Origin of the sequence: Kaistella sp. (assembly GCF_032060305.1) — a bacterium.
Lineage (GTDB): Bacteria > Bacteroidota > Bacteroidia > Flavobacteriales > Weeksellaceae > Kaistella > Kaistella yananensis.
On sequence record NZ_DAMBHK010000057.1, the window covers coordinates 1 to 12,611 of the forward strand.

General features: G+C 40.2%; 12 protein-coding genes. 7 read left to right on the forward strand and 5 right to left on the reverse strand.

Annotated elements, in window-relative coordinates; all coding sequences use genetic code 11:
- Both V5N63_RS08645 and V5N63_RS08650 read left to right on the forward strand, forming a co-directional pair.
- The coding region (locus V5N63_RS08645; protein WP_332033622.1) for an acyl-CoA dehydrogenase family protein at nucleotides 1–1,095 on the forward strand (1,095 nt) is incomplete at its 5' end.
- 23 nt (nucleotides 1,096–1,118) lie between these two features.
- The gene (locus tag V5N63_RS08650) at nucleotides 1,119–1,484 is read left to right on the forward strand and encodes a hypothetical protein (protein WP_332033623.1); all 366 of its coding nucleotides are present in this window, start codon (nucleotides 1,119–1,121) and stop codon (nucleotides 1,482–1,484) included.
- 143 nt (nucleotides 1,485–1,627) lie between these two features.
- On the opposite strand, the gene V5N63_RS08655 is transcribed toward V5N63_RS08650, so the two are convergent.
- On the reverse strand, nucleotides 1,628–2,779 hold the full coding sequence (locus tag V5N63_RS08655) for a DUF4349 domain-containing protein (RefSeq protein ID WP_332033624.1): 1,152 nt from the start codon (nucleotides 2,777–2,779) through the stop codon (nucleotides 1,628–1,630).
- A gap of 159 nt (nucleotides 2,780–2,938) precedes the next feature.
- Entirely contained in the window at nucleotides 2,939–4,537 is a 1,599-nt protein-coding gene (locus tag V5N63_RS08660; RefSeq protein ID WP_332033625.1) for a peptide chain release factor 3, read from the reverse strand.
- A gap of 115 nt (nucleotides 4,538–4,652) precedes the next feature.
- Between V5N63_RS08660 and V5N63_RS08665 the strand changes: the two genes are divergently transcribed.
- The 3 genes from V5N63_RS08665 (at nucleotide 4,653) to pheS (ending at nucleotide 7,197) form a co-directional block, all read left to right on the forward strand.
- Nucleotides 4,653–5,486, forward strand: coding sequence for a CPBP family intramembrane glutamic endopeptidase (locus tag V5N63_RS08665; protein ID WP_332033626.1), 834 nt, complete (start codon nucleotides 4,653–4,655; stop codon nucleotides 5,484–5,486).
- Between the two features lie 19 nt (nucleotides 5,487–5,505).
- The gene (gene rdgB / locus V5N63_RS08670; protein WP_332033627.1) at nucleotides 5,506–6,081 is read left to right on the forward strand and encodes an RdgB/HAM1 family non-canonical purine NTP pyrophosphatase; all 576 of its coding nucleotides are present in this window, start codon (nucleotides 5,506–5,508) and stop codon (nucleotides 6,079–6,081) included.
- Nucleotides 6,082–6,186: 105 nt separating this feature from the next.
- Nucleotides 6,187–7,197, forward strand: coding sequence for a phenylalanine--tRNA ligase subunit alpha (gene pheS, locus V5N63_RS08675; RefSeq protein WP_332033628.1), 1,011 nt, complete (start codon nucleotides 6,187–6,189; stop codon nucleotides 7,195–7,197).
- A 52-nt stretch (nucleotides 7,198–7,249) separates the two neighbouring features.
- Here pheS and V5N63_RS08680 read toward each other — a convergent pair whose 3' ends face one another.
- A complete protein-coding gene (locus V5N63_RS08680) occupies nucleotides 7,250–9,676 on the reverse strand; it encodes a DUF5916 domain-containing protein (RefSeq protein ID WP_332033629.1) in 2,427 nt (808 codons plus the stop codon).
- 105 nt (nucleotides 9,677–9,781) lie between these two features.
- Nucleotides 9,782–10,549, reverse strand: a complete 768-nt coding sequence (locus tag V5N63_RS08685) for a DUF3108 domain-containing protein (RefSeq protein WP_332033630.1) — start codon at nucleotides 10,547–10,549, stop codon at nucleotides 9,782–9,784.
- A gap of 143 nt (nucleotides 10,550–10,692) precedes the next feature.
- On the opposite strand from V5N63_RS08685, the gene V5N63_RS08690 reads away from it, so the two are divergent.
- Nucleotides 10,693–11,745, forward strand: coding sequence for an NAD(P)/FAD-dependent oxidoreductase (locus V5N63_RS08690; protein ID WP_265144250.1), 1,053 nt, complete (start codon nucleotides 10,693–10,695; stop codon nucleotides 11,743–11,745).
- Between the two features lie 6 nt (nucleotides 11,746–11,751).
- Nucleotides 11,752–12,084 carry a 2Fe-2S iron-sulfur cluster-binding protein gene (locus tag V5N63_RS08695; RefSeq protein WP_332019152.1) on the forward strand — a complete coding sequence of 111 codons (333 nt, stop codon included), beginning with the start codon at nucleotides 11,752–11,754 and terminating at the stop codon, nucleotides 12,082–12,084.
- Nucleotides 12,085–12,251: 167 nt separating this feature from the next.
- Here the strand turns inward: V5N63_RS08695 and V5N63_RS08700 are convergent.
- Nucleotides 12,252–12,611, reverse strand: a 360-nt coding sequence (locus V5N63_RS08700) for a DUF4256 domain-containing protein (RefSeq protein WP_332033631.1), incomplete at its 5' end; no start/stop codon positions are given.

Here is a 12,611-nt window from a genome sequence, read left to right on the forward strand (position 1 = left end):
GCAAGAGATTTTGCCAACACAGAACTTTTGCCCGGCGTAATAGAAAGAGATAATGAACAGAAGTTTCCTCACGAACAGGTGAAGAAAATGGGAGAACTGGGCTTTTTGGGGATGATGGTGGATCCCAAATACGGCGGTGCCGGGATGGACAGTGTGTCTTACGTTTTAGCCATGGAAGAAATTGCTAAAGTTGATGCTTCTGCAGCCGTAGTAATGTCGGTAAACAATTCGCTGGTATGCGCCGGACTGGAGAAATACTGTAACGAGGAGCAGAAAATGAAATACCTAAAACCGCTGGCAAGTGGTGAAGTGATAGGTGCTTTCGCTCTTTCTGAGCCCGAAGCAGGTTCTGATGCTACATCACAAAAAACCACAGCGGTAGATATGGGAGACCATTATTTGCTGAATGGGACTAAAAACTGGATTACCAACGGTGGAAACGCAACATACTATATTGTAATCGCACAGACAGATCCTGAGAAAAAGCATAAAGGCATCAACGCGTTTATCGTAGAAAGAGGTTGGGCAGGTTTCGAAATCGGACCTAAAGAAGATAAACTGGGAATTCGCGGAAGTGATACGCATTCTTTGCTCTTTACCGACGTTAAAGTTCCGAAAGAAAACAGAATCGGAGAAGACGGATTCGGATTCAATTTCGCAATGGCGGTTTTGAATGGCGGTAGAATCGGGATTGCATCCCAGGCTTTAGGAATTGCTTCCGGAGCTTATGAACTGGCCCTTAAATATGCAAAAACCAGAAAAGCTTTCAGAACCGAAATCATCAATCACCAGGCGATCGCATTCAAATTAGCTGATATGGCAACGCAGATTACGGCTGCAAGAATGCTGTGCTACAAAGCTGCTGTTGAAAAAGATGAAGGTAAAGACATTTCCGAAATCGGTGCAATGGCAAAACTTTATGCATCACAAGTTGCAATGGATACTACAGTTGAAGCAGTACAAATCCACGGTGGTTACGGTTATGTGAAAGAATATCATGTAGAAAGAATGATGCGTGATGCGAAGATTACCCAGATTTATGAAGGAACTTCAGAAATCCAGAAAATTGTAATTTCCCGCAGTATTGCTAAATAATTTTTAATCACTAAAATCCAGTCATGAAATATCTGTGGATTACTCTTGTTGCGGTGGTTTTACTGCTGAGTGGCGTCGTTTATTACCGGTATTATTTTGTTTTCGGGGAAGGTGTAAAATCCGGAATTCTGAATTACGCGGTAAAAAAGGGGAATATCTTTAAAACCTACGAAGGCAAATTGATACAGCAGGGTTTTGGCGCAAATGCCAAGACAGGAAGTCTGACCAGTTATGAATTCGAGTTTTCGATTGAAGATGAAGAGATTTTCAGACAAATGGAAATGAATAACGGAAAAACTTTTGATCTGCATTATAAAGAATACCACGGCGTACTCCCATGGCGCGGAAACACAACTTATGTTGTGGACCGTATTGTGAATATGAAATAAAGAAAGCCTTCCAAATACGGAAGGCTTTTTTAATTGCTATCTTTAGATTATGGGTGATTGTTCTCGCAGATTCAGCAATTTTGGCAGATCAAATCTTAAATGAGATGAGCGTTATTAACTCAATCAGCGAGCATATTTCAACTTTAATTCTTCGGAAGATATTTAGAATAATCTGTATCCGGAGTTTCTGCAGGTTTATCTTCCTGAACAGGCTCGGTGGAAGTCTGGTTCTGGGTGGGATATGCCGCTGCGTTCTGCTGATTCAGGATTTGCTGTCTTTCGAACTCTTCCTTCGCTTTTTTCTTTTTATTGCGGCTGATGAAATACCAAGCCAATCCGCCAATTAAAAACAGTGGCCAAAAAGGAAGCAAAAAGAGCATCGCATCGCCCAAAACTTTAAAACCTTTCATAAAAGCCCCGCTGAAACTGTCTGTATTTTCCTCTTCATCGCCTTTTGTTAAAGCATTATCTGCAATGTTTTCGTTCTGGAGTAGCGTGATTTCAATGTCGCACATTTGCGAAGCGATATAATCTTTGCCCTCAGACTCCGTGCTTTTCGATTTCACATCGCCGAGCTGTCCGGAAAGATTTGAAAGCAGCTGATCGAAGTTCTGAAGCGGAACTTTAGCGGTAATATATTCTTTCTGGATGCCTTCGTTCTGACTGAAATTTTCAGTCACCAAATCGGCGTTATTTTCCCTGATTTTCTGTTTCAAAAGTGCTTTTGCAGTATTCAGATCATCGACCTGAATTTCAAGTCGGGCGGTTTTTACTATCGGATCTTTTTCTACCACAGCTGGCACAATCACAGGATTATTCTGCTCTTGGGGAGTTGCAAGTTTTTCATTTGCTGAATTTTCTGCGGTTGGATTCTGCTTTTTGGTTTGCTTCAGAATTTTATCAGCGGTTCTTGTGAGGACTTTTATCGTGCTTTCACCATTTTTTAAAGATTCATTGGCAGAGTCTAAAGTTTTTACAACTTCAGTTCCGACAACCACATTTTTCGTGATTTTTTCAATCTGTTTGTTAATCGAGTCGATTCGCCAGCCGCCTGATTTTATGGTGCTGTCGATCGATTTTTTTTGTTTTTCAATTTCCGGAATGATTACTTTTTTGGTAATCCCATCGGAATCTGTAATGGTTTTTGAGATGGAGTCCAAAGTCTTAATTCCATCGTTGGCTTTGGTAAAAAGACTGTCGGCCCGTTTGATATTATCCGTTGTTTGCTGAATCGTACTTTTGTCGCAGGAGATTAAGGCAGCAGTGGCAAGTATGATAAAAAATAAGTTCTTCATGAATTGATTTTATTGGTAAACGCCGGAAAAGAATCAAAATGTATTCCTTAAAACACCAGATTTTGATGAGTATTCCGGTAAATATCTGTAAATAAATGAATTGCAAATCAATTTACAAAATATTTACAAAAAAATCTCCGGACGAACCGGAGATTAAATTTATTGTTTATTTCGGAATTCACTGATGAAGTGCAGTTTCACATTCGGAAATTTTTCTTGCGTCATGTGAATGGTAAATGATGAATCTGCTAAAAATACCAATTGTCCGTACTTGTCTCTCGCCATAAATCGCTGCTTCAATCTCGCAAATTCTTTGAACTCTTCGGATTTTTCGTCAGCTTCAATCCAACAAGCTTTGTGGATCGAAAGTGGTTCGTACGTGCATTTTGCGCCATATTCGTGCTCCAGACGGTATTGGATGACTTCGTACTGAAGTGCGCCCACTGTTCCAATAATTTTTCGGTTGTTCATTTCCAGGGTGAAAAGTTGCGCCACACCTTCGTCCATTAATTGATCAATTCCTTTTGCGAGTTGTTTTGCCTTTAATGGATCATCATTGTTAATATATCGGAAATGTTCCGGTGAAAAGCTTGGGATTCCTTTGAAGTTTATTTTTTCTCCAGCAGTTAAAGTATCTCCAATCCGGAAGTTTCCGGTATCGTGAAGTCCTACAATGTCGCCCGGAAAACTTTCGTCAACCACCTCTTTTTTATCAGCAAAAAAGGCATTTGGAGAAGAGAATTTCATTTTTTTGTTTTCTCTTACCAACAGATAATTTTCATTTCTTTTAAAAGTCCCGGAAACTATTTTTACAAAAGCAAGTCTGTCGCGGTGTTTCGGGTCCATATTCGCGTGGATTTTAAAGACAAATCCAGTGAAATCTTTTTCTTCAGGTTTTACCAAACGGGTTTCGCTTTCTTTAGGTTGCGGTTTCGGCGCGATATCGATGAATGCGTCCAATAGTTCACCAACCCCGAAATTATTCAATGCAGAACCAAAGAAAACCGGCTGCAAATCGCCCTTAAGATAATCTTCGCGGCTAAATTCCGGATAAACCGATTGCACCAGTTCTAGTTCTTCTCTCAAAGTTGTTGCAGCTTTTGCACCGATGACTTCATCGATTTTGGTGTCGTTAATATCATCAAATTTAATTGCTTCGCCAACTTTCTGTTTTTTCTCCTCTAAAAATAACTGGATATTATTTTCCCAAATATTATAAATTCCCTGAAAATCCGTCCCCATACCGATCGGCAAAGAAAGCGGACAAACGGTTAAGCCAAGTTTCTGTTCCACTTCATCCAAAAGATCGAAAGCGTCTTTACCTTCCCGGTCTAACTTATTAATGAAAACAAACATCGGGATATTTCTCATACGGCATACCTGAACAAGTTTTTCGGTCTGTTCCTCAACACCTTTTGCCACGTCGATCACAACAATAACAGAATCTACCGCGGTTAAGGTACGGTAAGTATCTTCCGCGAAATCTTTGTGACCGGGCGTATCGAGAATGTTGATTTTATGATTTCGGTATTCAAAAGCCAAAACCGAAGTCGCCACGGAAATTCCTCTCTGTCTCTCGATTTCCATAAAGTCGGAAGTGGCTCCTTTTTTAATTTTGTTCGATTTTACCGCACCAGCTTCCTGAATTGCACCACCGAAAAGCAGGAGCTTTTCTGTAAGCGTAGTTTTTCCGGCATCGGGATGCGAGATAATTCCGAAGGTTTTTCTTCTTTCTATTTCTTTAATGAGTTCAGACATAATGATATTTGAGTTTGCAAAAATCGTGTTTTTTTATGGAAAATGAAAACCGAGTTTTGTCGTACTGAAATTCGCTTTTTTATGTTTTTGATTTATCTTTGTTGAAACAAAATTTATGGCAGAAAATTCTCCGGAAAAAAAATATATTTTCGACTGGAAGGGCGCTTTTGCGCTTATTGGCGGAATGATTGTCGCTACCAGCCTCGTTTCACTGCTCAATGTGATCTCCATTTTCATTTTTAATGTCAATCTTCAGTACACGGATTTCTATCTAGTGATCGCAAATGCAGCGGGTTTTCTGGGTGCGATTTTCGCCTTTGATTATTTTATTGCAAGACCGCAGACCGGCAAAAATCTCAACTTTAATTTTTCTCCTACGAATGCCGGAACGTATCTTTTGATTTTTCCGATGATGCTGGGGATGATGTTTATTGCTGAATTTATTACCGGACAAATTCCCATTACCGGACCTTTTTTCGGGAAGTATTATGAATTTTTCTCGCGTCTGATGGAGCAAATGACAAATGATAAAGCTACGATGATTGTTCTGGCTGTTATTATGGCCCCAATTTTTGAGGAAATTGTATTCCGTGGAATTATTCAGAAAGGTTTAATCAACAAAGGGATGAATCCTGCAACCGCCATCATCATTTCATCAGTAGTTTTCGGGTTGGTTCACGGTAATCCGTGGCAGTTTGTGGGTGCGGTTTTGCTCGGATGCGTTTTAGGACTTGTTTATCATAAGACAAAATCACTGCTGCTACCTGTTTTGCTGCATGCCTTTAATAATCTGTGTTCGTCGATTTTAATTTTTTACGGCGATACCGAAAGTTTCGCTGAGGTATTCCATATTTCAGAATGGATTGTTCTTGGAATCGGAATTCTGCTTTTTACAGTGTTCTACTACCTTTTTACACGCAAATACCGCGTACATTACTCTGAAAAATAAATTACTATTACTCAATAATATGGCCAAAGAAATCCTCATCGCGACCCACAATCAGCACAAGAAAGAAGAAATTCAGCAGATTTTGGGCGATGATTTTAAAGTAACTTCCTTAACGGATTACGATATTCACGACGAAATTGTGGAAGATGGAACTACCTTTCATGAAAATGCACTCATCAAAGCAAAATACTGTTTCGAAAGAACCGGAAAACCAAGTCTGGGCGATGATTCTGGTTTGGTAGTGGAAAGTCTGGGCGGCAGACCCGGCATTTATTCCGCACGGTATGCTGGCAACCACGATTTTGGTAAAAATATGGCCAAAGTTTTAGAGGAAATGCAAAACGAAGAAAACCGCAAAGCCTATTTTGTAACCGTAATGTGTCTTGTGGACCAAACCGGTAAATATTATTTTGAAGGCAGGGTTTACGGGAATTTAATTCACGAAATTCGCGGGGAAAAAGGCTTCGGTTATGATCCTATTTTTGTTCCGGAAAACCATGAAATTACTTTTGCAGAAATGAAAGCCGAGGATAAAAACAAGATCAGTCACCGCAAACAGGCGATCGAAAAGTTCCTGAATTTCCTCAATACCTAAAAACCAAAGCAGAAAAAAACCTGCTGATTTAAAATTTTAAGACTGAAATTACCGCCGAAATTTTCAGTTAAAAATTGTATTTTTGCAGTTCAATAAATATTAAAGATGTTAGAAAAGATTGATGAATTATTGGTTGAGGTAGACAATTTCAGCTCAGGAAATAAAGATGAGATTGAGCAATTCCGAATCAAATTCAGCGGAAAAAAAGGAATTTTGAACGATATTTTCTCCAAATTCAAGGAAGTTCCGAATGAACAGAAAAAAGAATTCGGACAGAAGATCAATACCCTGAAACAGGCTGTAGAAACCAAACTAGACGAATTAAAAAACGCAACTTCTTCTAACCTTATCCTAGAAAAAGAAGATTTAACCCGCCCGGGATTTTCTTCTGAACTTGGAACCCGCCATCCGATCAATCTGGTAAAAAACAGAATTATTGAAATCTTTAAATCCATTGGTTTTGCCGTTGCTGACGGACCGGAAATTGAAGACGACTGGCATAATTTCACCGCCCTTAATCTCCCGGAATATCACCCGGCGAGGGATATGCAGGATACTTTTTTCATCGAAACCAATCCGGATATTCTTTTAAGAACACACACTTCTTCGGTACAGATAAGGTACATGGAAGAACACCAGCCGCCAATGCGGATTCTGTCTCCAGGAAGAGTTTTTCGTAACGAGGCAATTTCTTCGCGTTCGCACTGTATTTTCCACCAGATCGAAGGACTTTATATTGATGAAAACGTAAGTTTTGCAGATTTGAAACAGACGATTCAGTTTTTTACAACAGAACTTTTCGGAAAATCTAAAATCCGACTCAGACCATCTTATTTCCCGTTCACCGAACCAAGTGCAGAAGTGGATGTGTATTGGGGATTGAATTCTGAAACCGATTACAGAATCACCAAAGGAACCGGCTGGCTCGAAATTATGGGTTGCGGAATGGTGGATCCTGCAGTTTTAAAGAACGTTAACATCGATGCGGATAAATATTCGGGTTATGCGTTCGGGATGGGAATCGAAAGAATCGTGATGCTGCTTTATCAAATGAGCGACATCCGAATGTTCTTCGAAAACGATAAAAGAATGCTCGAACAGTTTAAATCGCTGTAAAAAATCAAGATAAAAAAAGACCATTTCAATATCGAAATGGTCTTTTTTGTTTTCAGCCTTTATGCTTCAGCCAGTTTTTTGCCTGATTATAGTCGATGTAGTACGTAAGTTTCAGCGAAATATTATCAACCATTGGTTCATTAAACAGTCTGGTGAAATTTTCTTTGATGCCGATTCGGGATTCTTCCAGATAACTTCCAACAGCATTTCTGTATAGCAAAGTAAGTTGACTTCCGGGGGCGAACCACCAGGAATATCTTAAATCTACATTCCATGAATTGAAAGTTCCGTCGCGGTTTTCTGTGAAAATGCTGGTGTCTTTTACACTTCCGTCGGCATTTAAAGTTGAAAATCCTTTGTACGTAACTTCTGAGAAATAGTGGCGGAACGAAAGATTCAGCGCCATTTTGTTGTTGAAAGTGTACTGGGACGAAATTCCGTTTTCTACGGTGAAGCGGTTTCGGGTTCCCATAAAAATGTCATTAGCATCTTTACCGACAAATCCGCGGTCGTGATTCTGGTAATTGAAGTTCGCATCATAATAAAGACGCAGTTTATCGGAAAATTTATAGCTCGGATTCAGCTGATAAATCAACTGGTAACGTCCTTTTTCGTCGAAAGCATAGTAGTCGATATAGGTATTGATGCGGAATTTCTTCCGGTTATCGGTGTTTATGAAAATCCATGGGTTAATCATCGCGGGAACATCCAGATGTCTTCCGGCAGTTCTGGGTTCGTAAATGTCGTTTTCACCCAGTGGCCAAATCATGAGTCCGCCACCGAAATTGAAGAAATTTTTCGTCTGCATTTCGATGCTGTTGTGAATTACAAACTGTGTAAATAAATCCTCATCCAGCCTTCGGTTGTGTGAAATATTTAGATTGTAATTCAAGACATTCAAACCACCTTTTGGCTGAAGATAGCGGTAGGAATAATTGGTATTGATGCTGTGGAAGTTTGTTCGGTCGTAATAACCCAAATCGCCAATATCGTAATCCCTGGTTCTCATAAAATAATTGGCGCCAAAACGGTGTACGCCGGAAACTTTACTAAATCCTGCAGAAGATTCGTTGCCGTACTTTGTTTCGCCGTTCATTACGAGACTTTCTTTTGTGCTTCCAAAGTAACGGTACGTATTTTTTTTATTTCTCACATCGAAAAGCAAAGCCGTAACATTGGCGTCGCGAAAATTACCATCCCGTGTAACATTGGTGTTCACAAGTGAAACCGAGGAATTTCCCCCAAAACGCTGATCCAGCACCAAAACATTATAATTTGCCCACGGCTCGATGACTTCTTTGCGGATTTCGCCGGTATTGATATTACGGATTTCCGCGTTCATCTTTTCTGTAACAGCATTGAAAAAGCCAATTCCCAGACCTTTATTCGTTCTTCCTGATACTTTTACAGCATTGAATAATTTTACCTTGTCAGGATTCTCCACAAATTCTTCATCATTATTTAAAGAGGGGCTAAGGGAAGGATGGCCGCCAATTCTTCGGGAGTAAAAGAGGTTTCCTTTGCTGAAAAGTTCAGTTCCTTCTGTGAAAAACGGACGCTGCTCCTGAAACTGAACTTCGAAAGGTGAAAGATTTAAAACAGATTTGTCAAATGACGTCTGGCCAAAATCCGGAATTAAAGTTAAATCCAGCGTAAAGGCATCATTAATTCCGTATTTTAAATCCATCCCGCCGTTGACGTTTGCGTCGGTCGTGCCATCAAAACTGTTCAGGTAAGTTGAAAAGTAGGGGAGAAATGAAAGTCTTGTGGGCGGATTAATGTTTTCAATTCCGTTTAGCACTCCGTCATAGAGCATGTAACTGCCTTTCTTGTTATCAACAAAATTCCAGTCGTAGGTGGTGCTGGTTCTGTTAACCAACCTCAGAATATTGATTCCCCATTCCTGTATCTGTTTCTTCGGGAACCTCAGTTCAGAATATGGAATTTTCATCTCAACAACCCAGCCGGTTTCTGTTATTTTTACCGCAGAAAACCAAACGGCATTCCAGCTGAAATCTTCACCGAAATCGTTGGTGAGTTTCGCATCCGCCTGAACTCCCGCTGGGGTAACAAGAAATTCCAGACTTTGCTGGTGGTCATTATAACCGTTTAAAGTGACACCAAAAATATCATCATTTTCTATATTGTCGCGTTCAGTAAGTTCTTTAGCGATTTTTGAAGGTTCGTTGTCGAAAAGTACAGCCCCGAAATAAATTCCGGTGTCATCATAAAGAATTTTTACTTCTGACTTTAAGGATTCAACGGCGGGTTTTCCGTTGTTTGGGCGGCGTTCGATAAAATTCGCTGCTGAAGGTGCGTTTTGCCACACTTCTTCATCCAGAATTCCGTCGATTTTGGGTGACTGGTTGATTTTTACGGCCGTTGCTTTTTTTCTCGAAATACTGTCGGTAGCGGTATTTTGTGAGAGAATCAGTCCGGAAGTAAGTATCAGAAAGGCGCTGAAAAATGGAGTTTTCATGGAGTTGTAGTTGTTTTGCAATAAGACAACGAAAACAGAAATTTTGTTACATCAAAAAGCAAAAAAAAACCGGATTTCTCCGGTTTTATTATGTAGTTATGAAGTCTATTTTGTAAAGTTGAGCGGGTATTTTACATTTCTGAAAGAATCAATACTTGCCTTTAGCGAACCTACGACCAGCTCCGCCTTAATGGCTATTGGAACATAGTTTCGGTCGTTACTTACCCACAGGGTTACGCCCTCTTTGTCTTTGAAAACCCGGCCGCTCATTACTTGAGGAACAATTTTCAGGGTGTTGATGGTCCCGAATTTAGTTTTTATGTTTTCTGTGCCCACCACTTTAATCTGGAAAGGGAACATTTCATCATCAATCCAGACATTCAGTTTTTTTACGCTCCCAACTCGCAGATCGGTGGAATCCAGACTTCTTAAATAATAAAAAGCAGACAGCATGTCCTGAACTCCTTTCACAGATTTTAGACTCCGTGAGGTATTCTTTTCCTTGTCCGTAAGTAAAACGGTGTAATTATTATGATTGAACAGTGCTTCGAGGTGTTGGGTATAACCGCCTTCCTGCACATTTCTTACATAAAAACTTGGGAGTCCTGTGTTGTAATTGATATAGCTTTCGTAGCGGTCTTCTACCTTAAAGAATGCGCGCACGGCACCAGTAGTGCGTCCGTAACCTCTTACATGGAAATGGGGCTGGCCTTTATATGTAGTTTTTAAAGTGCTTAATGTAGCGGTACCGGCATTGAGTAAGCCATAATGTATGCGATAATTTAAGACTTCGCCGGACTGTATGTTATCGAGTTTTTGGGAGAAACCCAATACAAAAAATAAGAGTGAGAATACACTTAAAATCTTTTTCATGCGGATAGTTTTGCAAAAAATTTGCCACAAATATAAAACATTGATTTCAATAGCTTTTAAACTGACATTTCTCACTCTTATGCAACCCGCTGGTCTTTTATTTTTCTTAAATTTGCCAAGTTAATTTTTTTAAACAATCATCAATGATTACAAGCGATATATTGATCATAGGAGCGGGACCTACAGGGCTTTTTGCTGTTTTTGAAGCAGGTTTACTTAAAATGAAATGTCATTTAATCGACGCGTTGCCACAACCCGGCGGTCAGTTAACCGAGCTTTATCCTAAAAAACCTATTTTCGATATTCCGGGATTTCCATCAATTAATGCCGGGGATCTTGTAGATAATCTGATGGAGCAGATCAAGCAGTTTCAGCCCGGATTCACTTTAGGAGAAACTGCGCAGACTTTAACAAAACTGGAAGACGGAACTTTTGAAGTTGTAACCAACAAAGGAACGGTACACCGTGCGAAAGCCGTAGCGATTGCGGGCGGATTGGGAACTTTCGAACCTAGAAAACCTACCATCAACAATATTGGTGATTACGAAGAGAAAGGGGTTGAATATTTTGTAAAGGAACCTGAACATTTCCGAAATAAAAAAGTGGTGATTGCTGGAGGCGGCGATTCTGCGCTGGACTGGAGTATCTTCCTCGCCAATATTGCAAGCGAAGTTACCTTAATTCATAGAAGAAATGAGTTCCGCGGTGCGCTGGATTCTGTTGAAAAAGTTCAGGCACTGAAAGATCAGGGTAAAATCCGATTGGTAACTCCAGCCGAAGTGACCGGAATTAAAGGTGAAGGCCAGGTTTCTGCGATTACTGTTGAAAAAGAAGGAGAAACTTTTGATATCGAAACGGATTATTTTATTCCACTTTTCGGTCTTACGCCAAAACTTGGAGATTTGGCCAACTGGGGATTAGAAATCGAAAAAAATGCAATCGTGGTGAACAACGCACTCGATTATCAGACCAATATTCCAGGCGTTTACGCGATTGGTGACATCAACACCTATCCCGGAAAACTGAAGCTTATTTTATGTGGTTTCCATGAGGCGACTTTGATGTGCCAGAGTGTTTACAATATGCTGAATCCAGGTAAAAAATACGTATTGAAATATACAACAGTAAGTGGAGTAGACGGTTTTGACGGAAGCCGTAAAGAAGCTGAAAAAGCTGTTGTTAAAAAAATCGATTAAGAAACCATGCAGGATATCAATTTGAAAATTACCGACCGAAACGGCGAAACTCATGAGGTGGTGGCGCCTACGGATATGTCGATGAACCTCATGGAAGTGATCCGGTCTTATGAACTCGCGGAAGAAGGAACCATTGGTGTGTGCGGCGGAATGGCGATGTGCGCATCCTGTCAGGTTTATGTTTTGGAAGGTGCAGAAAAACTGGTGGAGATGGGTGATGAAGAAGATGCAATGCTTTCTGAGGCTTTTCATGTTCAGGATAATTCCAGACTGGGCTGCCAGATTCATATTACAGAAGAAATTGATGGTCTTGAGGTGGCAATTGCGCCTTATCCTTAATGTTTTTCAATAACAGATATAAAAAAAATCCCGGAAACAGTTTCCGGGATTTTTTTGGCTCGTGAATTATGGATTATTTTATTGTTGCTCTCGCCGATTTCACAGATTTTTTCTCTTTAAAAATCTGCAATGTGAACAATAAGCGAAAATCCTTAATTAAGAATTTCCTAAACTTTTAGTTTTCCGCGGAATCCCCTCGCTGCATAATAGGATTCTGCGCCGTTGTGGTAAATGAAAACTGTTCCGTAACGGAAATCACCGAAAATCGCTCCGCCAAGTTTACGAATATTATCGGGTGTTTTCAGCCAGCTGGATGTTTTGGTATCGAAGCTGCCTAAAGTCTGTAAATAACGGTAATCTTCTTCACTCAGGATTTCGATTCCCATCTCAGCAGCTTTGTCGAGTGCGTTGTTTTTAGGTTTGTTTTCCTTCCTTTTTTCGAGCGCGTCACGGTCGTAGCAGAAACTTCTTCGTTCTTTCGGACTTTCCGCAGCACAGTCGAAAAATATATATTCGCCAGACTTCTC